This window comes from Pseudoalteromonas sp. NZS100 (genome assembly GCF_015864815.1).
Classification (GTDB): Bacteria; Pseudomonadota; Gammaproteobacteria; order Enterobacterales; family Alteromonadaceae; genus Pseudoalteromonas; species Pseudoalteromonas distincta.
In genome coordinates this window covers 232,964-257,317 of sequence record NZ_JADYWM010000002.1, presented here as the reverse complement: position 1 = coordinate 257,317, position 24,354 = coordinate 232,964, and the positions used below count along the sequence as shown (strand labels likewise).

22 protein-coding genes are annotated in these 24,354 nt (G+C 37.6%); 9 read left to right on the top strand and 13 right to left on the bottom strand.

Annotation, left to right across the window (positions count from 1 at the left end; translation table 11 throughout):
- Positions 1-135 precede the first annotated feature (135 nt).
- On the top strand, positions 136-1,569 hold the full coding sequence (locus I6E69_RS02945) for a sulfotransferase (protein ID WP_197120605.1): 1,434 nt from the start codon (positions 136-138) through the stop codon (positions 1,567-1,569).
- Here I6E69_RS02945 and I6E69_RS02940 read toward each other — a convergent pair.
- Entirely contained in the window at positions 1,566-2,474 is a 909-nt protein-coding gene (locus tag I6E69_RS02940; protein ID WP_002958999.1) for an alpha/beta fold hydrolase, read from the bottom strand. The two genes, I6E69_RS02945 and I6E69_RS02940, sit on opposite strands and share 4 nt — an antisense overlap.
- 128 nt (positions 2,475-2,602) lie before the next feature.
- Between I6E69_RS02940 and rlmF the strand changes: the two genes are divergently transcribed.
- Together rlmF and ltaE are read left to right on the top strand one after the other, a co-directional pair.
- A complete protein-coding gene (gene rlmF, locus I6E69_RS02935) occupies positions 2,603-3,535 on the top strand; it encodes a 23S rRNA (adenine(1618)-N(6))-methyltransferase RlmF (protein ID WP_197120604.1) in 933 nt (310 codons plus the stop codon).
- Between the two features lie 40 nt (positions 3,536-3,575).
- The gene (gene ltaE / locus I6E69_RS02930) at positions 3,576-4,580 is read left to right on the top strand and encodes a low-specificity L-threonine aldolase (protein WP_138490360.1); all 1,005 of its coding nucleotides are present in this window, start codon (positions 3,576-3,578) and stop codon (positions 4,578-4,580) included.
- On the opposite strand, the gene I6E69_RS02925 is transcribed toward ltaE, so the two are convergent.
- From I6E69_RS02925 to I6E69_RS02890, 8 genes are all read right to left on the bottom strand, one after another.
- On the bottom strand, positions 4,554-5,147 hold the full coding sequence (locus I6E69_RS02925) for a thymidine kinase (protein WP_007582344.1): 594 nt from the start codon (positions 5,145-5,147) through the stop codon (positions 4,554-4,556). The genes ltaE and I6E69_RS02925 overlap by 27 nt on opposite strands.
- 93 nt (positions 5,148-5,240) lie before the next feature.
- Positions 5,241-6,035: an amino acid ABC transporter substrate-binding protein gene (locus I6E69_RS02920; RefSeq protein WP_039488454.1), complete on the bottom strand. Its 795-nt coding sequence runs from the start codon at positions 6,033-6,035 to the stop codon at positions 5,241-5,243.
- 72 nt (positions 6,036-6,107) lie between these two features.
- On the bottom strand, positions 6,108-6,578 hold the full coding sequence (locus I6E69_RS02915; protein WP_024595650.1) for a methylated-DNA--[protein]-cysteine S-methyltransferase: 471 nt from the start codon (positions 6,576-6,578) through the stop codon (positions 6,108-6,110).
- Positions 6,578-7,930, bottom strand: coding sequence for a DNA-3-methyladenine glycosylase 2 family protein (locus I6E69_RS02910; RefSeq protein WP_197120603.1), 1,353 nt, complete (start codon positions 7,928-7,930; stop codon positions 6,578-6,580). The genes I6E69_RS02915 and I6E69_RS02910 overlap by 1 nt, the downstream gene beginning before the upstream one ends.
- 74 nt (positions 7,931-8,004) lie before the next feature.
- On the bottom strand, positions 8,005-8,616 hold the full coding sequence (locus tag I6E69_RS02905; RefSeq protein WP_197120602.1) for a superoxide dismutase: 612 nt from the start codon (positions 8,614-8,616) through the stop codon (positions 8,005-8,007).
- A 22-nt stretch (positions 8,617-8,638) separates the two neighbouring features.
- Entirely contained in the window at positions 8,639-9,145 is a 507-nt protein-coding gene (locus I6E69_RS02900; RefSeq protein ID WP_197120601.1) for a hypothetical protein, read from the bottom strand.
- Between the two features lie 79 nt (positions 9,146-9,224).
- The gene (locus I6E69_RS02895) at positions 9,225-9,707 is read right to left on the bottom strand and encodes a GNAT family N-acetyltransferase (protein WP_002958990.1); all 483 of its coding nucleotides are present in this window, start codon (positions 9,705-9,707) and stop codon (positions 9,225-9,227) included.
- Between the two features lie 12 nt (positions 9,708-9,719).
- The gene (locus tag I6E69_RS02890) at positions 9,720-14,483 is read right to left on the bottom strand and encodes a PAS domain-containing protein (RefSeq protein ID WP_197120600.1); all 4,764 of its coding nucleotides are present in this window, start codon (positions 14,481-14,483) and stop codon (positions 9,720-9,722) included.
- A gap of 251 nt (positions 14,484-14,734) precedes the next feature.
- Between I6E69_RS02890 and I6E69_RS02885 the strand changes: the two genes are divergently transcribed.
- The 5 genes from I6E69_RS02885 (at position 14,735) to bfr (I6E69_RS02865) (ending at position 20,474) form a co-directional block, all read left to right on the top strand.
- Positions 14,735-15,613 carry a cation diffusion facilitator family transporter gene (locus I6E69_RS02885; protein ID WP_039488448.1) on the top strand — a complete coding sequence of 293 codons (879 nt, stop codon included), beginning with the start codon at positions 14,735-14,737 and terminating at the stop codon, positions 15,611-15,613.
- Positions 15,614-15,716: 103 nt separating this feature from the next.
- On the top strand, positions 15,717-16,787 hold the full coding sequence (locus I6E69_RS02880) for a PepSY domain-containing protein (RefSeq protein WP_197120599.1): 1,071 nt from the start codon (positions 15,717-15,719) through the stop codon (positions 16,785-16,787).
- 72 nt (positions 16,788-16,859) lie between these two features.
- Entirely contained in the window at positions 16,860-18,995 is a 2,136-nt protein-coding gene (locus tag I6E69_RS02875; protein ID WP_197120598.1) for a TonB-dependent receptor, read from the top strand.
- A gap of 531 nt (positions 18,996-19,526) precedes the next feature.
- Positions 19,527-19,997 (top strand): bacterioferritin, encoded by a 471-nt coding sequence (bfr, locus tag I6E69_RS02870; protein WP_002958985.1) that lies wholly within the window; start codon positions 19,527-19,529, stop codon positions 19,995-19,997.
- Positions 19,998-20,009: 12 nt separating this feature from the next.
- Entirely contained in the window at positions 20,010-20,474 is a 465-nt protein-coding gene (gene bfr / locus I6E69_RS02865) for a bacterioferritin (RefSeq protein ID WP_165724973.1), read from the top strand.
- A gap of 65 nt (positions 20,475-20,539) precedes the next feature.
- On the opposite strand, the gene I6E69_RS02860 is transcribed toward bfr (I6E69_RS02865), so the two are convergent.
- A complete protein-coding gene (locus I6E69_RS02860; RefSeq protein ID WP_002960627.1) occupies positions 20,540-20,734 on the bottom strand; it encodes a (2Fe-2S)-binding protein in 195 nt (64 codons plus the stop codon).
- A 342-nt stretch (positions 20,735-21,076) separates the two neighbouring features.
- On the opposite strand from I6E69_RS02860, the gene I6E69_RS02855 reads away from it, so the two are divergent.
- Positions 21,077-21,634 (top strand): TMEM165/GDT1 family protein, encoded by a 558-nt coding sequence (locus I6E69_RS02855; RefSeq protein WP_024597356.1) that lies wholly within the window; start codon positions 21,077-21,079, stop codon positions 21,632-21,634.
- Positions 21,635-21,695: 61 nt separating this feature from the next.
- On the opposite strand, the gene I6E69_RS02850 is transcribed toward I6E69_RS02855, so the two are convergent.
- The 3 genes from I6E69_RS02850 to I6E69_RS02840 form a co-directional block, all read right to left on the bottom strand.
- Positions 21,696-22,220: a DUF6436 domain-containing protein gene (locus I6E69_RS02850; RefSeq protein ID WP_024608847.1), complete on the bottom strand. Its 525-nt coding sequence runs from the start codon at positions 22,218-22,220 to the stop codon at positions 21,696-21,698.
- Positions 22,204-23,670, bottom strand: a complete 1,467-nt coding sequence (locus tag I6E69_RS02845) for a methyl-accepting chemotaxis protein (RefSeq protein ID WP_024597358.1) — start codon at positions 23,668-23,670, stop codon at positions 22,204-22,206. The genes I6E69_RS02850 and I6E69_RS02845 overlap by 17 nt, the downstream gene beginning before the upstream one ends.
- 120 nt (positions 23,671-23,790) lie before the next feature.
- Positions 23,791-24,342: an isochorismatase family protein gene (locus I6E69_RS02840; protein WP_165723368.1), complete on the bottom strand. Its 552-nt coding sequence runs from the start codon at positions 24,340-24,342 to the stop codon at positions 23,791-23,793.
- Between the last annotated feature and the right edge of the window lie 12 nt (positions 24,343-24,354).

Here is a 24,354-nt window from a genome sequence, read left to right as displayed (position 1 = left end):
TAGCGCTCAGAAAATAGCGTAATAACAAGGCGAAAACTATGATATATAGTTGCTCTATATGAATAATTTTTAACGCAGTGAGTACGCTATTTAATGCGATAGAATGATTATTTTTTTAATAAAATTGGTATAACTATGCTACTTGAAAAAGCCAACCAACTACTGCAACAAAATAAACTCAAAGAAGCCGAGTTCCATTTTAAAGCAATTTTAAATAGTAACCCTGAAAATGGTGAGGCTTTATTTGGCTTAGGCAGAATTGCCTTACGACTAGAACGTTACGACGCTGCTGTATACCTACTCCAAAAAGCTTGTGAGCGCTTGCCTCATATGCTTGAACCATTACATGCCCTTGCTGATGCATTTAACGGTGTTCATTCGCCAAACGATGCACTAACGGTGCTTGAATACGCAAAAAAATTAGCAAGTCATAATCCAGAACCTCATTATTACTTAGCACAGCACTATTTAACACATGGCGAGTTAGATAAAGCTCATACAACTTTTGCTCATGCACTCAGCATTGGTGTATACCCTGTAACAGCCTATATTTTATTTGAACTTGTACAATTAGGTCGCTTTGATAAAGAACATAATTATGTAAGTAATTTGCACCACTTATTAACTCAAACGAGTAATTTACGTTTAAAAATGGTGTGTTACTACGCATTAGCAAACAGTTACGATGCACTTGAGGATACCGAGCAAGCATTTAATTATTTTATATTGGCGAATAAATTACAAAAAAAATTAAGTGAATTTAACACTAAAGATTTAACCCCTTTTTACGATGAAATAATAAAATACAACACCGAGGAGTTTATAGCCTCTGCCGATAAAAAGTTTACGGGTAATATCACGCCTGTATTTATTATTGGCATGCCTCGTAGTGGTTCTACCCTTGTGGAGCAAATGTTGGCAAGCCATAGTCAGTTTTCAAGCCTAGGAGAAAGTACGAGTATTAGTAATAACGCAGTTGCTTTTATCGAACAAAAAACGGGAGTGACTTACCCGCAATGTTTAGCACATTTAACGCCGGATTTAATCAAAAAAGCCCGCGAGCTGTATATCACAACATTAAAAACAGCATCGCCCATCAGACCTTTTATAATAAATAAACTGCCGAGTAATTATCAGTCGCTCGGACTTATATATATTCTATTTCCAAATGCTAAATTTATAAATTTAAGTCGTGATTTTAATGCCACCGCATTTTCTATCTTCACTAATTACTTTGCTGAAAACGAGCCTTACTTTTGCTCACTACCTGAGTTTAAGCTTTATCATAAGTTGTATGAAAAACTGATGAGCCATTGGCACTCTTTTAAAGAGATGCCAATTTATGATGTCAGTTACGAAGATTTAGTGAGTAACCCAAAAGAGCAGCTAACGCAGTTACTTGGCTTTTTAAACTGTAGTTTTGAAGAGCGCTGCTTAGCGTTTTATAAACAAAAAACACCGGTAACGACCTTGAGTAAACATGCTATTCGCCAACCTATTAATAATGCCGCAATCGCTAAGTGGGAGCGTTACAAAACACCTCTTCTAAAGTTACTTGATGAGAATTAATTAATCGGATGTGCTTTAAACCAATTAAGTAAATCTTTAAATTGATCATCACGCGCACTTGGGTGGGTAAGCATATTAATATGATCGTAATCAAAATTATGGCCGTGTTTACGACCGTAAATTCGCATTTGCTGAATGCCTTGCCCCGATTCGTCCATAAATTTTTGAATATCGATTGGTTGCGCTAATGCTTTATCTTTTACCGCAGCAATATGAAGCGTTGGCGGTAAATGCAGGTTGTTTAGCGTTTTTGCATAATCAAAATTATCATCAGAATCTATCCATGGCTTCTTTTTAGCCCATTGCATACTTTGATAATGCGACTTTTGAGTTTCGTTATCGCTGCCCCACTTATAACCTTTAGCATTTAAATAGCCATGTTTTTTAGCAAGTAAAGGCGCCATAAAATACCAAATTAAATTGGCTTGTAATAATTTTTGAGGGTGACTATTAAATAAAGAACGCTTAGAGCCAAAATACACACATGCTTTAACATCGTTAATATATTCTGGAAAACGTGCAAACGCGCTGTTCATCAATACCCCGCCCCAAGAGTGAGCAACCCAGTAGTCTGGCTTTTTGCCTTCAATCAACTCTATTTGCTTAATAAAGGCAGGGATGTCTTCTAGGATAGACTCAGTTTGTCCATATTCGGACTCGCTCGAAATGATTGGCTTGCTATCACCTCGGCCACGTAAATCAGCCACATAACATCTATACCCATGCTCAGCTAAAAAAGGGGCAAGTCCTTTATTGGAGTGCGTGTAAAAAATCTTACCGTTTTCTATTGCTCCATGCATAAAAAATACGATGGGCCCTTGCTGATCTTCATCGCTAATACGGCGTAAATGAAGAGTTTGTTGATCAGCTAAATTGATAATTATTGATTGCTGAGAAATTGCCACAGTTATTCCTTTTTATTATTTTCAACTCATCCTACCAGCAATATTAAATATACCAAAGGAAATGTCTGCACTTTACCCATCAGCATTTGTTACACTTACGTCATTATATCTGTTGTTAAAATGAAGCCATGAAAGAAAATAAAACACGTTCAAAATTACACCCTCGCAACCTACATAAAAATGGGTACGACTTCGATTTATTAACAACAGAGCACCCTGCTCTACTGCCATTTGTTATAACCACACCTGCAGGGACTAAAAGCATTGATTTTAGTGATAACAAGGCTGTTAAAACACTTAATCAGGCTCTTTTAAAAGCACATTATAATATTGATTTTTGGGATATTCCCGAGCACAACTTATGCCCGCCTATACCTGGGCGTGTTGACTACATTCACTACTTGGCCGACCTATTAAGTGATGATAACCAACAACAAATACCTTTAGGTAAGCAAATTAAAGTACTTGATATTGGTACTGGCGCTAACTTAGTTTATCCGCTTACTGGTACAAGTGAATATAAGTGGCATTTTACTGGGACTGATATCGATACAGCCTCGGTAAAAATAGCAAAGCAAATTGCTCAGTTTAATGGTTTAAAAATAACCCTAAAACAACAAAAAAACGCATCACATATTTTTAAAGGCGTTATAAATCAAAAAGATCTATACCATTTAACGCTCTGTAACCCGCCGTTTCATGCAAGTGAAGAAGAGGCAAGTAAAGGCAGTGAACGTAAATGGAAAAACTTAGGAAAAACACCCAGTAGCACGCTTAACTTTGGTGGCCATAATAATGAATTGTGGTGTGAAGGTGGTGAAGTACAGTTTATCTCTAATATGATTGAAGAAAGCGAAGACTTTGCAGAGCAAGTACTGTGGTTTACGTCGTTAGTCTCTAAAAAGGATAATATTGCAGCCCTTGAAGAAGTATTAAAAGCTCACCCAATAGCACAGTATAAAATTGTTGATATGGCACAAGGTCAAAAAATTAGCCGCTTTATTGCATGGACCTACTTTGATAAAGACACTCGTGAGCAAATTTGTAGCGAGCTTGATTAATACCAATTTTATTAAAAATAATAAAAAGGATAAGGCAATCATGATAGATTTTCGCTCTGATACAGTTACAAAACCAACAAAAGAAATGCGCGATATTATGTACAACGCACCGGTTGGTGACGATGTATATGGTGATGATGAAAGCATTAACCAACTAGAAGCCTATGCGTGTAAGCGTTTTAATTTTGAAGCCGCACTTTATTGTAGCTCAGGCACACAAGCCAACTTACTTGCGTTAATGGCGCACTGTGAGCGAGGTGACGAATACATTTGTGGCCAAAATGCTCACAATTATAAGTTTGAGGGTGGCGGCGCAGCTGTATTAGGATCTGTTCAGCCACAGCCTATTGAAAACGAAGCTGATGGCAGCATCCCTTTTAGTAAAATAGCGGCGGCTATAAAACCAGACGATTGCCATTTTGCAAAAACGCGATTGCTCAGCTTAGAAAATACCATTGGCGGAAAAGTACTCCCGCTTGAGTACTTAGCCCAAGCACGTGACTTTGTTAATACGCATAGTTTAGCGCTGCACTTAGACGGCGCACGTGCTTTTAATGCCGCTGTTGAGCTAAAAGTTGATATCACAGAAATTACAAAACACTTTGACTCAGTTTCTATTTGTTTATCTAAAGGTTTAGGTGCGCCCGTAGGCTCTTTATTATTAGGCTCACCAGCACTTATTAATAAAGCAAGACGATGGAGAAAAGTACTTGGTGGTGGTATGCGCCAAGCCGGAATGCTTGCAGCCGCTGGACAATTTGCACTTGAGCACAATGTAGAGCGCTTAAAAGACGATCATGAAAATGCACGTTATTTGGCTCAACAATTAAGTGAGATCAGTGGCTTTACTGTCGATATGACTAACACCACTAATATGGTTTACGCAACATACAGTAGCAGTATAAATATTGAAGATATTGCTGAAGCGCTAAAACAACAAGGAATATTATTTAGCCCAAGCAAGCAGCTTAGGCTAGTTACGCATTTAGATATAACCCGCGAAGATATTGATACATTTTTAAATGCTTTGTCGGCCCATATTTAACGCGGCTTTATAATGTTTGCGGCATACCGAAACATATCGGTCATTGCCGCCAATTTCTACTTGGTTACCATCGGCTATTGCTTCGCCATTTTCATCGGTACGCAGTACATGGTTAGCTTTACGCCCACAGTGGCAAACAGTTTTAAGCTCAACTAACTTATCAGCCCACGCAAGCAAATATTGCGACCCTATAAATAGCTCGCCTCTAAAGTCGTTACGCAAGCCATAACACAATACCGGTATACCGAGTTCATCAACCACATCGGTTAATTGCATTACTTGTTCTTTTGATAAAAATTGGCACTCGTCAACTAACACACAATGGCGCTTTTTATCATTATTGAGAGATTGAATAAGATCAAAAACATCTTTACTGGCATCAAATACATGCGCATCAGCTTGCAAACCAATACGAGACGATACTTTACCCACGCCTTGTCTATCATCAATAGCAGCAGTCAGGATCACAGGTTCCATGCCACGTTCTTTATAATTAAATGCAGATTGTAATAACGTGGTTGATTTACCTGCATTCATTGCAGAGTAGTAAAAGTATAATTGAGCCATTGCGGTGCCATTTTATAAAAAGTGCGCTTATGCTACCTTAATATTAAATTAATACCAATTTACAAACGCGAATTTTATTTTGTCAGGGCCTGTTTATTTAAGTGTTTGTAAGTATTTAATATACACAGGTGCACTTTCAAATTTTGATAACCACTCCCACATTTCCCAACTTAGGGTGTTATTTTCTTCGTAGAATTTTTTTGAAAAAACAAGATAACCATGGCTGGTTTCGTAAGGGGGATAAATAGGTTTAACATTATTACCCTCATACGGATAACTCGACACTTTTAAGCCATCTACTTGGCATAGATCAACGCTCGCCTGCACTACTCCCTTATCTAGCAACTCAAAAGCTTTGCTTTTAGAAAACGTATTATGAATAAAAAATGGTTCTTCTTTTAACGCGCTATTTAGCCCATAACCATTAGGAATAGCTATCGTAAATGCTTTATTTTGAAATACTTCACGAGTCTCCCATTCCTTATGAAATTTATAACGCCCTATAAGGCAGCTGCCAAATTCACTTACTGCGTAGTTATCTTGTAACTTACCTTGCTCATCAACAGGGTAAACAGCAACGTTTTCTCGCCCTTTCCGGTAGCTTGCAATAACAGCATTAACTCGATTAAATTCTAAATCGTTTAAGCATCTACGCCATGGCTTTCTAACAAATGATATTGCTACATTGGGCAATGCTAAATCAAGTTGTTGAAGTATTTCGATTGATGCACCAGGTTTATCTGTTGGTATATTTTGGCCATCACCTAAAAACATGGGTGCTATGTTTTTGTCTTCGTAACAAAACACGAGACTCTGCGGTTTGCTAAACGCAGTAGCGGTAAACATTAAACTGGCAATAAAAAAGTAAACTAAGCTATTAATACGCATAATAATTTTTATTAGTTGATTATTTAAATTATAGGTTGAGTTAAGCAGACTGACTATATTTTATCAATTAATTTACATTAATCCTTCGTGTTTCAGCAACCACAGTTTCCTTTCAAGCCCACCAGCATAGCCCGTTAACTTTGCATTTGCGCCAATAATGCGGTGGCACGGTACAATAATACTAATCGGATTTTTACCATTAGCAGCACCTACTGCCCTCACTGCTTTTGGGTTATTGAGTTGGTTAGCAATATAGCCGTATGTTTGCGATTGTCCAAAAGGCACCGTTAATAGTGCTTGCCATACACTTTGCTGAAATACCGTACCGGTTGTATCAAGTGGTACATCAAACGTAGTGCGTTTTTTTGCAAAGTACTCATTTAACTGCGCAGCGCAAATAAGCACCGCCTTGTTAGTAACTTGCTCAAATGGCGTATAAGAGTATTCAACTGGTGGATAAAAACCAACGTAACTCACGCCTTTCTCGGTCGCTTGAATAATTATGTCGTCTATAGGGCTCGAAATTGATGTTTGAATAATCATTATAATTGCTGCCAAAGTTGAAAAGTTAAGTAAGAGCGAAAAGGAGCGCAATTAGCAGGCTCAAAAGGGTTTGCCGCCGCTTGAGCTTTTTTAACACCTAAGTCGCCATCAAGTAATATATCGGGTTGGCTTTGTCCTCGCAGCTTTGCATAATTTACTGTCCAAGGACCAATTCCCTTTAAGCTAAGCCATTCGTCTAAATCGTCATTTTCAGGATTTAGTGCACAAAAATGGGCTAAATTATGCAGTGCATTTTTGCGTGCTTGTGGCATTTTAAAAAATGCAAAATCACTATTAGTAACAATTTTAGCCGTAGGAAAATAAACGGCATCGCCCTCTTTTTCGCCTAATTCATCAACTAACTTTGTTACTAAATTATGCGCCGCAGTAACACTCACTTGTTGTCCGAGTACCGCTCTTATACCGGCTTCAAAACTTGACCAAATCCCTGGAAGTCTGAGCCCTTCACACACTGTAAACGCATTGTTTATATTGGCGCTTAAATGCGTTTCAATTAAATTAATATCGGCATCTAAATCAAGCACACGGCGTATATTATTTATAACAGGTTGTAAGTACGCCGTATTGTCTATATTGATAGATACACTAAAGTGGTTTTTATTAGCTATAAATTCAGCGGTAAAGCTTCCTTTATATTTATCACTTGCAAAAGTACGCCCGTAGCTCGTTTGTGTTACCCACTCCATTGGTTTTATCAAGCGCCTTTGTAAAAAGCCCTGCAAAGCAGGCCAATTATAAGGCGGCCTAAATGGCAGGGTTAAAATGAGTGTTGACGTTGGTTTTTTATCGCCACTGCGCAGCTTCGAGGGAGCTATATTTAACTGCTGTAAAAATGCATCATTAAAACGCCTAATGCTTTTAAAGCCTGCGGCAAACGCTATTTCGGTAAGGGGTAAATGTGTTTCTTGAATCAGTTTTTTAGCAAAGTGGCATTGGTTAAATAATCGATATTGCGTAATCGACACGCCAAAATACTGCTTAAACAACTGCCTTAAATAACGACTACTTATACCTAAACGAGCTGCTAATTTTTCGCAGTCGTGTTCATCACTTTGATCTATTAACTGTTTTGCTCTAAGTGCAGTCGTTTTTGTACCCTGCCATGCTGCGCTGCCAGGGGCACTATCGGGCCTGCATCTGATACACGGCCTAAAACCATCTTGCGCCGCGTTATGGGCAAACTGATAATAAGCAACGTTTTTTTCGTGAGCCGTTGGTGCAGGGCAAATTGGTCTGCAATATATACCGGTACTTTTTACCGCTACGTAAAAAAGCCCGTCAAAACGAGGATCGCGACTCTGACGTGCTTTTTGCCAATGTGAAGTGTCCATAAACGGCTCTATAAATTAACCTAATAGAGCCTAGCTTATACAAAAAAACTCACATTACTAGCCATATTCGGCACTCAACTTACTGCGGCTAGGTAGCGTTTTTCAACTTCAGTCCAATTAATTACATTATAAAAAGCAGCAATATAGTCAGGACGCTTATTTTGATACTTCAAATAATAGGCATGCTCCCATACATCAAGTCCCAAAATAGGGGTATTTCCCTGCATTAAAGGGCAATCTTGATTAGCACTATTTTCTACAATCAACTTTTCATCCGGCGTTACACTTAGCCACGCCCAACCACTGCCAAATTGACTAATTGCAGCAGTAGTAAATTGGTCTTTAAACTTATCAAAACTGCCTAGCTGCTCAGATATAGCCTGAGCTACACTACCTTCAGGTTCACCTCCTCCTTGAGGGCTCATTACTTGCCAAAATAAGCTGTGATTAAAATGCCCTCCTACATGCTCTTGTACTGCTTTTTGTAAATTACTAGGCAGGCTGTTTATTCCCTTAAGTAATTTTTCAGCATTTGCGGTTGCATAAACAGTATCTGCTAAAGCAGCATTGGCTTTATTTATATACGTTTGATGATGTAATGTGTGGTGAATATGCATTGTTTTACCATCAATATGAGGCTCAAGCGCATCGTACTCATAGTTAAGTGCAGGCAAAGTAAAAGCCATAAATACTCCTTTTTCTTTTAAATTAGTGCAGTTGATTGTTTGTAGTGCTCTCTGAGCATAAGCAAAAATTCACTTGCTCTATTAGCTCAGGTAAAAAATGATAGCGTCTTGCAAATGATACAAGTTCAGAGGACGTTTTAGTGTAATGATGCTTACTCACTTTTTGTATATCGTAATGAGTATGCTTAATTAGCGAACAGAGTGTTAAGTGTACTTCGCATAGCCATTTGCATGCATTTTCAGGCTGTTGCATAGCTATATAGGTATCAGCTAAATTATGCGACGCAACAACAAGTGCGGGTATGCAATGCTCAATAGCATGGATGACATTGTTATTAATCTGAGCATATAAAAACTGCTGAAGAAGATGATCTGCAAGTGTTTTAGCTAATAAGTATTTATCGCGGGCTTCGAGAAGTGCACCTTGTTCAAATGCATAATTACCTTGCATTATATTTGACTGCCAAGGGCTTAATGCTTGATCAAGACAAAGTAAATCTGAGTGGGATTGTTTTTGATTTGAGAACATATAATCATCTGCACGTTTATTTATGGGCGTGTAGTTAACTTACACACCCACAAACCTAAATGCAAATGATTTTCATTAACTATTTAGCAAAGTCTAGTAATTCCTGCCCCGTTAAGCGATATATTATCCATTCGTTTTGAGGCTTTGCACCAATGCTATTGTAAAAATCGATAGCGGGTTTATTCCAATCAAGCACTACCCATTCAAAACGACCACAGTCATTACTAATCGCCTTATTAGCTAAGTGCTTCATAATGGCTTTACCTGCACCATTGCCACGGCTATCTGGGCTTACGTATAAATCTTCAAGGTATAGGCCATTTTTACCTAACCATGTAGAGTAATTATAAAAATAGACCGCAAAACCAATTGGCTCATCACCTTCTAAACAAATTATGCTGTGCGCAGTAGCACCGTCGCTAAACAGCGTATCTAAAATAGCCTGTTCGTCTGTTTTAACTGCATCCGGTTCTTTTTCATATATGGCTAGTTCGGTAATAAAGTGCAAAATTGTTTTCGCATCACTTGGCTTTGCATCACGTATTATAACGGGTTGGCTCATTGTATTTTTACCTTAAATATACTGCTCTAATTTATCTTTTAAAATATCTAATTGAATCGGTTTGCTCAAGTAGTCATCCATTCCTGCGGTTATACAACGCTCTTTATCAGAGTCCATTGCGTTAGCCGTAATAGCAATGATCCTAATGTTTTTGTGTTGTATACCCGCCATACCTTTACGTATAGCTGCAGTTGTAGCAAAGCCATCCATAACAGGCATCTGGCAATCCATAAGAACGAGCTTAAAAAAGCCAGAATCATGAGACTCTAATATATCTATCGCTAGTTGACCATTTTCGGCAATTGTAACGTCACAATTAAGCTTTTTAAGCATTAATGTAGCCACTTGCCGATTAATTGGATTATCCTCTACAAGTAATATTTGGGTAGATTCCTGCACTTGTTCTTTTTTAAGAGAGGAAATATAGCCTGAAGTAACAAGTGGGAGTGTCTCACCTGCATCATTACTTGTTATGACTGACAGTGCAGAAATTAAATCGGCAGTGGTTACAGGTTTGGGGAAATATGCCTGAAAGCCTGAATTAGAATAGCGCTGCGCACCTTCCATACCAGCAATACTGGTCATCATTACAAGTGGCATTGATTTATAATCTTCATGTGCTTTTAGTGCTTTACACAGCTCTATGCCATCCATTCCTGGCATTTGCATGTCAAGCACTGCAATATCATACATGCAATTGTTACTTTTATACTGCTGCGCGCACATATCAAGAGCTTCGCGTGCGTCACATGCAAGCGCAACTTTAGCGCCCCAGTGCTCAAGCTGCTGTGAAATTACAATTCGATTTGTCTCGTTATCATCAACAACCAAAACGGTTAGCTCTTCCATATTAATATTAGGAATATAACGTTCTTTTTGATCTCCCGGAGTCAGCATAATAGTGGCAGTAAAAGTACTCCCTTTACCGGCTTCGCTAGTGAGAGAGATTGCTCCCCCCATTAGCTCACAAAGCTGCTTACAAATAGCCAGCCCTAAGCCACTGCCTCCATATTCACGCGTTGTTGATGCATCGACTTGAGAAAACGGAGTAAATAATTGCTCTTGTTTTTCTAAACTTATTCCTATGCCTGAGTCCTTTATACTTACAACAAACTCTAAACCTTGAGCTACTTTATTAATTTTCGCGCTTACAACAACCTCGCCTTGACTCGTAAACTTAACGGCGTTGCTCAATAAATTAGTAATAACTTGGCGAATGCGCCCAGGATCGCCGCATAACTGCGAAGGCTCTAGCGCTACCAGATCCAAAATAATTTCAATACCCTTATCTTGAGCTGTAAATGCTTGTGCGGCAGCAACTTCACCAATTAAATCACGTCCATTAAAGTTAATCTCTTCAAGCTCGATTTTACCTGCTTCAGCTTTAGAGAAATCTAAAATATCATTAATTACACCCAATAAAGAATGTGCACTTTTTTTGGCTATATCTACTTTTGTTTCTATTGGTTTAGATAACGACTCTAATTGAACAAGCTCTAGCATGCCGAGTACGCCATTCATTGGCGTTCTAATTTCATGGCTCATGGTTGCTAAGAATTGGCTCTTAGCAATGGCTGCATCTTCAGCTTTTACAAGTGCTACTTTTAGCTCCTCACTAATTACTTTTCGTTTTTGAGAAACTAAAGTGCTTCCCACTAAAGTAGCTAATGAGCGAAGATACGTTTCTTCACTTTGCGTCCAGTTGTGATGCTCGCCTACTGTTTCAGCGCACAAAATACCTAAATTACCATCGCCTGTTGCAATTACAGCATCAAGCATCGATTTAATATTTAGTGGTGTTACATATGCTTCAATAAAATCAACAGTTGCTGAGTGAGTATAAACATCATCAATAGCCACTAAATTATGTTTATAAATAGCATTAAAATAAGCTGGGTAGTCTTTAGCAGTTAAAATAGCGTCGGTATCTACAAACCCTTGACCATTTATATATAAGCTATGACACGTCATCACATCTCGTTTTTCGTTAAAGATCCATATCGAAGCTCGTGTAACATTTAGCACTTCACACATAGATTTAACGGCTAGCTTTTTAACCTGTTCTACATCACTATTTTGCACTTCAGGTGCGACTGTAAGCGCGGCTAAATTTTTGTTATAACGATTTGCTTTTTCGCTCTCAAGTTCAAGTCGTTTATGTGCATCAATACTTTGAAATGAACCAAACACACGTACACATTTACCGTCTTTAAGCTCAGCTTGGCCCATCGATTTAACCCAACGCTCTTGCCCAGAATAGGTCAAAATAATAAGCTCTACACTCCAGCTTTCACCTAAAGTCACTGCGCACTCAAATAAGGTACTTATAGTATCTCGGTGTATGCCTGGTTTATAAAAGTTAATAGCGGTATCTATGCTCGGTTCAAAGCCCTCTGGTACTTCGTGAATAACTTTAACTTCATCAGACCAATAAAGTGTATGCGCATCTAAGTCCATCTCCCATGCGCCAATCTGTCCTTGCTTACTCATTGATTCAAGTAGGCTTTGCTGACGATTTATTTTTAACTGTGTATTGTAACGCTCTGTAATATCTAAAATAAATCCATCTAAATACAATATGCTGCCATCATCTGCGTAAATGGCTTGGCCTTTTTCATTTACCCAATGTAAGGTGCCATCGCGGGCTGTAATCCTATACTCAACAGACCATGACTGTTTTGCACTAACACAACGTAGAATTTCATCTTTTATTTTTTTAGAATCGCCTTCGCATATCAAATCAAAAAAGCTGGGGGGTTCATCATGTATCAACTCATCAGGTGAATAACCTGTTATTTCACTCGCTTGCTCGCTCATATAAAGCATGCTTAATTTTTCATCAAACTTACATCGATAAATAATGCCAGGGATATTTGATACTAAAGATGCAAACCTATCGCGGCTTCCTTGTAGCTCAAGCTCTGTAGATTTTCGTTCTGATATATCTAAATGCGTACCTATCATACGTTTTGGAGAGCCATCGGTATTCCACTCAACTACTTTTGCAGTATCGAGTACCCAAATCCAATGTCCATTTTTATGCTTCATGCGGGCTTCACTAACAAAATAGTCAGTCTCACCGGCAAAGTGCTCTTGAAGTTTTTTATTTGATATCACTAAGTCGTCTGGGTGAGCATAGGTATACCAAGTATTTATAGTACAAGGTTCAATCTCACTGAGTTTGTAACCTATTATCTCGGCCCAGCGGTTATTAAACGTCACTTTATTAGTATCAATATACCAATCCCAAATACCCACGGCTGTTGAGTCTATCACTAGCTGTAACTGTGTTTTGTGTTGCTCAAGCTCTAGCTCTTGTACTTTAAGGGCTGTAATGTCATTACGAATAGCAATATAGTTTTGCGGTTTTCCATTTTCATCTAAAAATGGTGCAATTGTCGTATCTACCCAATATATGCCACCATGCTTAGCTTTATTGCATATTTGCCCGTTCCATATATCACCACGTTTAAGCGTTTTATACATATTTTTAAAAAATGCTTTTTCGTGTTTTCCTGAATTTAAAAGGCGATGGTTTTGACCTATTAATTCGTGTTCATCGTAGCCACTAATCTCACAAAATTTCTTATTTACAAAAGTGATGGTGCCATGCAAATCAGTTACAGCAACAATAGCGTGTTCATCTAATGCACTTTTTTGCTCGGCTAATTGTTTTAATGCAATTTGAAGTGCAGAGCGTTGTTTTTGTAATATACTTTGTTGCTCTTCTTTTACGGCTACTAAATTACGTAAACCCAATGAAAGCTGGTGAAACTCAATACTGTCGTTTATTACAGGGACTTTTACCTTGTCTCCTTTTGTAATACTTTCAACAATTTTAGCTAAGTTAATTAAAGGTCTAGAAAGTCGACGCCCAAACCACCACGATGACGTTAATATAAGCAGCAATGCCCCCGCATTTGTTAATAAAGCAAGCTGTTTATAAAAATTAGCGCCTTGTAGTGCAACTTCTTTTGGTTTTGTTACAAGTAACTGCCATCCAGATTCATTTACAAACTCTAGAGAATCAATATACCCGTATAAAGTCTCTTCATTTTTATTACTGTAAGAAAAAACACGTTGCGTTGGGGAGCCGTTTTGAGAGAAAAATAATGGTTGAGAATCTTCTGAATTATTATTTTTTTGAATTTTATTATTATGCATAACATAAAATGTTATGTCTTTATTTGCAGCGTGTATTTTACTTAGATTATTTAATAAGCCGTTTAAATTTATATCTGCGAGCAATATGGCTTGTAGCTTATTTTCGGTATTTACTAACGGTAAGCCAATAATATGATACTCACGCCCTGAGACTGTCATTGACTGAAATTGGATTTTACCTGTATTTTTAATACCAGAGAGTATGTTATTAAAACGTTGATCTTTAATAATATTAAAAAAGGGTGATGAAGGTAGTGATTTAACGAGGTTTACATCAATAAGTTCTACATTATTAACAAAGTCGTACTGCTCAACAAATTGCGCTATTAATTGTTGTTTTTTAGTCGGGCTAATATCAAACTGCGCCCTAAGCAAATATAGATCCTTAACATGCTCTGCAAACCAAATATCAGCAAATTGCTTACCTATATTATTAAGCTCGTTAAGTTCAGCGTCTGCATTTTGCTTAAGCGTGCTATTTACATGTCCAAGGCTAAACCAAGTAAGTATACAAAGTGGCCCTAAGGCTATAATTATAAAGGTTATAATTAACTTACTTCGAACAGACTGTCCTTTACCTGTTAATTCACCAAAGTTTAAACCTTTGTGCATGCTTAATATCCAGCAACTTATAATCATTTAATATTACTTACATTAATGCACTAAATATATAAAGACGCAAGTTTTGAGCGGTAAACTCCTTAAAAAATGGGTGTTTAGCGTTACAATATTAAATTCACACTTTTTAAAATATACGCCTTTATTACTAACTTATAATTAGATTTATTGACGCTACCACATCTGTAGCGGTTTTAAACCAGCCATGATATAAGCAATATTCAATTAATACATTTGAGGTCATTATGGCGCACGATCACTCACATAGTCATGTAGACGAAAACCAGAGCGATAAACAGCTAACCGTCGCTGTGGTTATTAATGTATTGCTAACCGTAGCCCAAGTTATTGGCGGGGTATTTTCGGGCAGTTTGTCACTTATAGCCGATGCACTTCATAATTTAAGTGATGCTGCCGCTATATTTATCGCGCTCGTTGCACGTAAAATTGGTAATAAACCTGCTGACACCACTCATCATTTTGGCTATAAACGCGCTGAAATACTTGCCACACTTTTTAATAGCAGTACATTGATATTAATTGGTGTGTATTTAATTTTTGAAGCCATTTCGAGCTATTTAAACCCTCAACCAATTAATGGTTGGATAGTTGTGTGGGTGGCAGCAATAGCGTTGGTAATTGATTTAGCAACCGCATTTTTAACCTACCGAGCTGGCGCAAATCACAGTATAAATATAAAAGCGGCCTTTATTCATAACGTATCAGATGCAATGGCATCTATTGTTGTTATTATTGCAGGCACCTTAATTATTTTATACCAGTGGTATATCGTTGATTTAATTGCCACTGTGCTTATTTCTCTTTATGTAATTTATCATGGCATTTTACTATTAAAGCAAAGCTGCAAAATTTTAATGCAAGCAGCGCCTAGCAACGTTGATACAGATGCAATATCACATGCTATTAGTAATGAATTTAATATCGAATCGGTAATGAGCATTAAGCTTTGGCAACTAGATGATAAAGAAAATTATTGCGAGCTTATTATTAGCACCCAGCACGTAATTGATTTAGCCGCAGTTAAAAGTTTTTTGCACGACAATTTTAAAATCGAAAATTGCATAATAGAAATCCAATCTATTACAAATAAAAGCCTAATTTAATGTTCTTAATAACAAGCTAAACCAAATACACAACTTATTTAATTGAAAACAGCTCGTATTATCATTTACAATATTGTCATTAACTCATAATGAGATACCGTTTTTGAAACTTTGGTTACGTAGAATTCATTTAGGCCTTGCCCTTATTAGCGGACTATTTTTATTAATAGTGAGCCTAACCGGTGCTGTTATGATTTATGCAAAAGACATACAGCACCTAATAGAGCCTGCAAAATGGCAAGTAACACCCCAAAAAAACTTAATGTATTACGATGAACTTATACAAAATGTACAAGCTCAAACTAAGCAAAAAATCACCTTTTTTATGCCCGAACAAGCGCCAAACGCAGCATGGCAATTTCGGTTAGCCAATAAACGCTACGCCAGTGTTAACCCCTACTCTGGGAGTGTACTAAACGTCTATGAATCAACCGATACGATTTATGGGTTTGCTATGGGATTACATCGTTGGCTGTTGTTTGAAAACAGTAAAGGTGAGAAAACCTTTCGAAATTGGATGTCGGTGTGTGCATTGCTACTTTTAATAAATGTATTACTGGGCTTTTACTTATGGGTAAAGCCCAAAAACAGAGTTAAACGTTTAGCTATAAAACCAAAAGCCAAATTTAGAGTGCTCATGTATCAATTACATACAGTACTTGGTGTTTACTTTTTTATACCACTTATGCTGATTGCCTTTACTGGTATGGCATTTAACTGGAAAACACAAACTCAATCGGTATTAGAATTTGTGACCTTAAACAAGGTAGAACAAAGACCTAAAGCACCAAAAGTAATAACCCCTTCTCAAGCTGCTTTAAACTACAATCAAGCAATTAAAAATGCAGAGAACGTATTTCCAGACGGTAAATTATATAGAGTTTACTTACCTAAAAAGGATGACGAAGCAATTGCACTGAGAATGCAAAACCCTGGCGAAAGCCACGCTTACAGCTGGGTTTGGACTAACCCATTTACGGGTAAAGTATTAAACTCATTTGACGCCAGTAAAACAAACTTCACAACACAAGCATGGAACTTCAAATATAAGTTTCACATTGGTGATTTTGCAGGTCCTATCGTGCAGTTTTTATGGTTATTAATAGCCCTTTCACTCGCATTTTTTATTGTAAGCGGTGTATATTTTTGGTTAAAACGCCATAAATGGAAATAAATCTCATTAACACTTGTGTCATTGGTTGATAATAATTACCATTACGTAAATTATTATCAACTAAGACACCCCATGTTAAAAACTTCGCTTTGCCTTATTGCTGTTGCAATAAGTACTAACACGTTAGCAAATGAAAATAATAAAAATGAATACAGTTCTGATCAATTTGAGCATGTCATTGTTTCAGGCAGCCGCATATCAGAAAGCATTGACGAAGTACCTGCATCTATCACCGTTATTAATCAGCAACAAATACAACAGCATTTAAAAGTAAGCTCAGAATTGGGAAGTTTACTCGCGCAAATGGTTCCAGGGCTTGCCCCAGATACAGGCAGTTCAAGTAATTCAGGACAAACACTACGCGGCCGTGCGCCTCTAATAATGATTGATGGCGTACCGCAATCAACCCCTCTTCGTAATGGTTCTTTAGGCGTAAAAACACTTGATGCAAGTGCCATAGCGCGCATTGAAGTCATAAAAGGCGCAACGTCTATTTATGGTAATGGTGCCTCAGGTGGCATTATTAACTACATAACCAAACAGGCTCGCAGTGATGGTAAACCTGAAGGTGAAATAAGTATTTCAAGCCGCTTTAGCGCTGTTAAGTTAGCAGAAAGTGGCGGCGGTAGAGTATCAGCCGCAGTAAACGGTAAGCTCGACCAACTAAGCTACCTGTTAACGGCAAGCTATGAAGAAAACGGCGTACAACGCGATGCACAGGGCGATATTTTAGGCTTACAATACGGTTTATCAGACTCTGAGACTCAAAACTATTTTACCAAACTAACTTATGATTTTGACGACGAAAAGCAACTGCAGTTTAGCTATAACTATTTCAGCTCACAGCAAAAAACTGATTTAGGCGATGTTACTGGTGATGGCAATATAGGAGAAAAAACTTACGCTATACACGTCCCCTTAGATCTTCAAAAACAAGGTAAGCCGCAAGGCCCAGAAGGCAACGAAAATATAACCCTAAAATATGTTGATTACGCGTTGTTTGAAAACACACAAATGACCCTCGATCTTTATAAACAAGATATAGAAAACGTATTCTTTTTCTCCACTAACCTAGCTAACCTCGATGAAGGCTATAGCGGTGGTCAATCGGTTATAAAATCAGACAAGCAAGGTGCAAGGGCTACATTTAATAGTCAGTTTGATTTTGAAAACGTTACAGCCACCTTAATCTACGGTATTGATGCCTTAAACGATAAAACATCACAACCTTTAGTGGATGGCCGTGTGTGGGTGCCAGAAATGGACATGGAAAGTGTGGCTGGCTTTTTACAAACCAAATGGGTAATAAACGACGATATTATTGTAAAAGCAGGTGTAAGAAACGAAAGTATTGATTTGAGCGTAAGTGATTACCAAACATTAAAACTGTGTAGAACCCCTTCGCAATGCTCAGTCCCATTAAATGTGCGTGGTGATACCATAAACTATGACGCTACAACGTATAATGCAGGCATAAAATACAATTTAACAGATGCATTCAGCCCATTTTTTAGTTACTCACAGGGCTCTGATATTTCTGATATTGGGCGCTTGCTTCGCGCTGCAACCGTTGACGATATTGCACTTATTCAGACACAAGCATCTATAATTGACAACTACGAAGTTGGTTTTACTTCACAGTTTGAAAACGTTCGTTTTGAATTTGCACTGTACAGAAGTACTTCAGAGCTTGGCACCAGTAATGAATTTAACGAAGTAACGGGTGTTTACGAACCCGTACGCGCACCGCAAGAAATATGGGGTTACGAAAGTTTAGTTAATTATACTATTAATCAAGATCTTAAATTAAGCGCTACATACAGCTACGTAGAAGGTAAAAACACCGAAGCGGATGAATATTTAGGGGCAAAACAAATCAGCCCACCAAAAGCCACTGCTAATTTAACATGGCAAACTAACGAAAAGTTATCACTTGCAATGAGTTTTTTATATGTAGGTGACAGAAAGCGCTTTGATAAAAATGCGCAAGGCCAATACTCTGGCGATCAGGGCCCTGTGAGTAGCTACAACACATTTAACTTAAGTGGCCAGTACAATGTTAACGCCAGGTGGAGTGGCTATTTTGGTATCGAAAACCTATTCAATAGTGATTACTACCCTGCCCGCGCACAATCTTACACCTACGGTGGATATAACATTAAAGGATTAGGCACAACCGCAACGCTGGGTGCTAAATATCAATTTTAACAAATAAGCGCACGTTATAGGCATGCCCTGCATGCCTATATGCTCAACAAATCCCGCATAAATAAACGTCTCACTTTTTATTTAGGGCGTGTTGATCTTTGTGGATTGAGATTTGTTCAATCTAGAGGCGATTAAATTGCGGCGCGAGGTTTGTAACCTAGTGGGCTAAGTAAAAACCGAGCAACAAAAAGTTAATCGCCCCTAGAAAGAACCCTTTGGGCAGCGCATGTTTGGTCTTTATGCTGCGTTATCGCCTATTTATGGGGAATAACCACACTACATAGGCACTGCCTTGCCTAAAAACAAAACACACTGCTGCAAATTCAACCACCATAGTTCAATACGCCCTAACAATCATGATCTTGTATTAGATGCTAATACAAATAAAAAACTGTCCATAAACCAAGCAGTAACGCAAACTTAAATAAGAATCAAAACCAATAGTAACGCAATGATTTTTATAGAGAAAACTTGCAATATAGGCTATATGTACTACACTGCATACAATTGAAATAGTTGAGGCGATTTATCATGAAAGGTAATCAAAAAGTAATCGATGCGTTTAATACATTGTTAGCTAACGAATTAGCAGCAATCGATCAGTATTTTATACACTCGCGCATGTATGACGACTGGGGTTTAAACAAACTATACGAGCGCCTTAACCACGAAATGGAAGAAGAAAAAGATCACGCAGACTGGCTTATTAAGCGCATCTTGTTTTTAGAAGGTGTACCAAATATGACTAAGCGCCGTGATTTACTTATCGGTAACGATGTAAAAAGCATGATGCAAAACGATTTAACACTAGAGCTTGAAGTAGTTGCGTGTGTTAAAGACGTCATCGCAATATGTGAAGAACAACAAGATTATCAATCTCGTAGCATTTTAGAAAAGCTGTTATTTGATACCGAAGAAGACCATGTTTACTGGTTAGAGCAACAACTTGGTCTAATTGATAAAATTGGTTCTGAAAATTATCATCAAGCACAAATGGCTTAGTAGGAGCATGTTATGAAAGGCGATAAAGACGTTATTGCAGCGCTTAATAAAGTACTCGCTAATGAGCTTGTTGGTATTAACCAATACTTTTTACATGCACGTATGTTTAAAGATTTTGGCTTTACACAGCTTGATAAAGCAGACTACAAAGTATCAATTCAAAAAATGAAAAACGCTGATCGTTTAATTGAACGTATTTTGTTTTTAGAAGGCTTACCAAATCTTCAAGACCTAGGTCGATTACGTATTGGTGAAAACAGCGAAGAAATGATTGCTGCTAACATGAGTTTTGAACTCGATACTATTGACGAGTTACGAAGCGCCGTTAAACTGGCTGAAAACAAAAAAGACTACATTACCCGTGAAGCCCTTGATCACATTTTAAATGAACAAGAAGAGCAAATTGATTGGTTAGAAACCCAACAATTACTTATTAAAAATACGGGTATCAAAAACTACTTACAGTCTCAACTGTAAATAGTAACAAGCATAAAAAAAGCAGCTAAAAAGCTGCTTTTTTTATATCTAAATTTTATATGTAATTAAGCAACTTGATCCGTTACATCCGCAATTTGAATAAGTCTGCGATTAAGGATCTTTTTAGTACAACCACAACACTTACCGCATTGGCTGCCTACTTTAAGCTCTTTGGTTAATTCACGCATGGTCGTTGCACCATCGTCAATTGTTTGCTCAATTTTTTTATCAGTCACACCGTGACAAAGACAAATATACATCAATACAAACCGTGTTAATTACAATCAATAGATGCATACTAATCTAAACGACAATTGTTATCAATAGCTTCTTCACTAATAAATATAAATTATTTATTAGAATATGGTATTTGTTCCCTTAACTATATTTACCTAAAAATAAAGTTATGGAATAATGGCCGCCTCTTAGGGGAGTAGCCCGCTCAGTAATGAGTAAACTTATCAACATAATTGCACCTCATGTGCATGGTAAGTTTGTAATGTTGTAGCAAGCGTTATCGGCGAGACCTAGGTAGACACTATCCTCATGGCGGGAGATAGTTGTTTGCCTTGGTTTAGTATTCCCGCCTGTAAGAATCAATAATGGAAGTTTTTTTAACCTCAACCGTCACTGTCACTCTTGCCGAAATTGGCGATAAAACCCAGCTTTTATCGCTCCTGTTAGCTGCCCGTTTTCGTAATAAAGGCGCACTTATTCTTGGTATTTTAGCCGCAACTTTACTCAATCATGGCCTATCAGCGTGGTTTGGGCAGTGGTTAAGTAATAGTTTTTCTTCTGAATATTTACCTTGGCTTGTAAACATCAGCTTTATTGTTGTTGGCCTTTGGCTATTAGTTCCAGATAAAGACGAAGATGTAAGTAGTAAATACGATAGCTACGGGGCTTTTTTAGTCGCTTTTGTATTATTTTTTATTGCAGAAATTGGTGATAAAACACAAATAGCGACAGTGTTGCTAGGCGCACAATATCAGTCTGTGTTTTGGGTAACGGTAGGAACCACGTTAGGTATGCTAATTGCTAACGTGCCTGTTATATATGCTGGTAATGCATTACTAAAAAGAATATCTCTAAACACCGTACGTGCTATTGCTGCTTGTGTGTTTGTGTCATTAGGTATTTATGGCTTAGTTACAATTTAATCAATATTAAAGCTCGAACCTGTTAATTCAAGTGCGAGCTTTAATTTTTTCTGCACGTTATTTATGCATTGTTTACACAGTAACACCCCTTGGTTTGCGTAATTAAAAGGTTGGAATTAAAACCTGCAGCTAAATTAGTGACCGCAGTTTCAACAAAGCCACTTCCTTGGGCACACGCTAATCCTTCAGAGAGCGGACCGGCATAAACAAACTCACCGTTTTTATTAATAATAACGGCGGCAGGCGTTGCCGGAATAACGTGTTTAAGCTTTGGTGTTAATTCAACTTGTACAACCTTCATAGCTTTATTGGCAGCAAAAGAGCTCAACGATGAAATATGTGGTTTAGCCTGTATGGTGCACCCGCAATTTTTTTCAGTTATAAGCACTAACGACGCTTCATTAGTGTCAACCCAGTCCAATTGCTTTTTAAAGTTATTAAACCAGTGCTTTTGCAATAAAACTTTTGAGCTATCAAACGGCTTAAGTTGCTCTAACTGAAAATAAACTAACCCTGCAACAACACAAACAAGCCATATAGCTATAAGCGAAAATACAAAAGAGTTAGATTTATTTAAACTTGGCAATGCTTTGCTCTAATACATCAATACTTACATCGATTAACTGCACCTTAGCGGTTAACTGCTGCACTATTTGCGTATCTTGGTACTGATTTTGGCGCATAGTATCAGTACTGCTTGCTATTAACTCGGTATTACCTGCCTGCTCGGCTACCACTTGTGCAACTGAGTCAGAGCTTGAAGATACTGCGGCTATTTGCTCGCTCATTGCTGAAATATTCTCTTTCATTGCAGCACTAATACTTGTTAAATCAACTACAAAACTCACACACTGACTCATTGATTGCGTTGACGTTTTACTATTATTAACAAGATCTTTTAATGTAAGACTAATTTTATCTGTTGTTGCTTTACTGTGGTTGGCCAAAGATCTTACCTCATCAGCAACAACAGCAAAACCTCGACCGTGTTCGCCTGCGCGGGCTGCTTCAATAGCGGCATTTAAAGCAAGTAGGTTTGTTTGCTCAGCAATGCCTGATATTTCATTAAGAAGCCCTGAAATAACATCGCCCGCTGCCACTAAGTGATTTATTTTTTCTTCGGTATGGTTAAGCAGTGTTAACAACTCTCTACTTTTAGCGTCTGTTTGAAGCACTTCTTTTAATGCATCACCTGCAGATTGTGTAATATGGTCAACTTGGCGCTTAAGCACCTCACTTTCTTCTTCTACAAGTTTAAAGCCATTGGCAACTTGAGCGCCAGAATTAGCAATATCATCAGTTTGTTGCGTACGTTGAACCGCTCCACTCGCTAACTGATCGTGAACATCAATAAGCTCTTGTGAGTTTTTTTGCAATGATTCTGATTGAGTTTGTACCTGTTTAATAACATCAGATAAGTAATCTAGTAATGTGTTAAATCCTGCTACAGCTTCGCTTTTAGTGTCATCCGCGCGAAGAGAGAGTTTAATGTTTTCAGGATCTTTCATTATTTGTTCTGTCGCATAACTTAAAGATAAGCCCGCACGACGTTCCCGTTGCAGCGTTTTTGCAATATAGCCTGCAACTAATACTTCAACTATTGCGTATCCAGCATGAATAAGCACCGTAGTAAAAGCAAGCCTATCAGGGTCAAATACGTAAAAACCCGTATTTTGAGTTTGTAAATAATAAAAAGATAAATGATGAACCGCTACAAAAATAATAGCGGTAATAAACACTCGCCACTGTACAAACATTATAAGTACAGCCATTAAGATAAATATTTCAAAATGTACTTCGATTAACCCAAAAGCCTGCTGAATATGTAAAAAAGAAAACATCATTATTGCAGCTGCAACTACATGTGCAGTGATAGGGTTATCTGGCTGTGTTTTAAGTAACCAGATAGGGAGTAAACAAAGTGGTAGTCCAACAATAAATGCTTGGGTTAACGTCCCAAAATACAAACCAATCCCTATGGATTCAACAAATAGAAGACTAAAAATTATGATAAATAACCGAGTGACACTAGACATAAAACCCTTTAATAAAATTTGTAGTGTATTAAACACATTAATATATGTACGTCACAACACCTAAATTGGAGCAACTCTCCTAATAAATATCATCCACGTTATATAAAAATGTTCAAAGCCTTACTTAATTATAGGCAGTATTTTCTTAAAAGTAGGCGTAGCAGCTTTTTTTGTCCATTGAAAAATTACTATTTCAGCGCATGAAATTACAGCTCCAGCTTGACGTAGCTGCTCAATCGCCAAATTTTTATGTTGTGGGTTTCTCGAACCAACTCCGTCGTAAACAATAATAACTTCAAAGTCATTTTCTATTAAATCTAAGCATGTTTGTAAAACACACACATGTGCTTCAGTTCCCACAACAACAACTTGCTTTTTACCATGGTTTTTTAACGTATCAACAAAACCAGGCTCTGCACACGCACTAAAGTACGTTTTATGAAAATACGTGGCATTAGGTAACGTATTTTTAATTTGCTGATTAGTCTCGCCCAAACCTTTCACATATTGCTCCGTTACTAAACATGGAACGCCATGAATAATACCCGCTTGAGCTAACTGCAATGTGCTTTTTAAAATATTCGGAAAATCTTTAATTGCAGGAGCAAGCAACTCTTGTAAGTCTATAACTAATAACACGCTGTTTTTTGCATCAATATTAGAGAAAAGCACTATACTCTCCTT

Bases quoted from the DNA above. Each gene is read 5' to 3' on its own strand.
- I6E69_RS02855 (WP_024597356.1), top strand. From the start codon at position 21,077: ATGGAAGTTTTTTTAACCTCAACCGTCACTGTCACTCTTGCCGAAATT.
- I6E69_RS02910 (WP_197120603.1), bottom strand. From the start codon at position 7,930: ATGGACACTTCACATTGGCAAAAAGCACGTCAGAGTCGCGATCCTCGT.
- I6E69_RS02890 (WP_197120600.1), bottom strand. From the start codon at position 14,483: ATGCACAAAGGTTTAAACTTTGGTGAATTAACAGGTAAAGGACAGTCT.
- I6E69_RS02875 (WP_197120598.1), top strand. From the start codon at position 16,860: ATGTTAAAAACTTCGCTTTGCCTTATTGCTGTTGCAATAAGTACTAAC.
- rlmF (WP_197120604.1), top strand. From the start codon at position 2,603: ATGAAAGAAAATAAAACACGTTCAAAATTACACCCTCGCAACCTACAT.
- I6E69_RS02920 (WP_039488454.1), bottom strand. From the start codon at position 6,035: ATGCGTATTAATAGCTTAGTTTACTTTTTTATTGCCAGTTTAATGTTT.
- I6E69_RS02895 (WP_002958990.1), bottom strand. From the start codon at position 9,707: ATGAGCCAACCCGTTATAATACGTGATGCAAAGCCAAGTGATGCGAAA.
- bfr (WP_165724973.1), top strand. From the start codon at position 20,010: ATGAAAGGCGATAAAGACGTTATTGCAGCGCTTAATAAAGTACTCGCT.
- I6E69_RS02905 (WP_197120602.1), bottom strand. From the start codon at position 8,616: ATGGCTTTTACTTTGCCTGCACTTAACTATGAGTACGATGCGCTTGAG.
- I6E69_RS02915 (WP_024595650.1), bottom strand. From the start codon at position 6,578: ATGATTATTCAAACATCAATTTCGAGCCCTATAGACGACATAATTATT.
- I6E69_RS02925 (WP_007582344.1), bottom strand. From the start codon at position 5,147: ATGGCTCAATTATACTTTTACTACTCTGCAATGAATGCAGGTAAATCA.
- ltaE (WP_138490360.1), top strand. From the start codon at position 3,576: ATGATAGATTTTCGCTCTGATACAGTTACAAAACCAACAAAAGAAATG.
- I6E69_RS02885 (WP_039488448.1), top strand. From the start codon at position 14,735: ATGGCGCACGATCACTCACATAGTCATGTAGACGAAAACCAGAGCGAT.
- I6E69_RS02860 (WP_002960627.1), bottom strand. From the start codon at position 20,734: ATGTATATTTGTCTTTGTCACGGTGTGACTGATAAAAAAATTGAGCAA.
- I6E69_RS02945 (WP_197120605.1), top strand. From the start codon at position 136: ATGCTACTTGAAAAAGCCAACCAACTACTGCAACAAAATAAACTCAAA.
- bfr (WP_002958985.1), top strand. From the start codon at position 19,527: ATGAAAGGTAATCAAAAAGTAATCGATGCGTTTAATACATTGTTAGCT.
- I6E69_RS02845 (WP_024597358.1), bottom strand. From the start codon at position 23,670: ATGTCTAGTGTCACTCGGTTATTTATCATAATTTTTAGTCTTCTATTT.
- I6E69_RS02900 (WP_197120601.1), bottom strand. From the start codon at position 9,145: ATGTTCTCAAATCAAAAACAATCCCACTCAGATTTACTTTGTCTTGAT.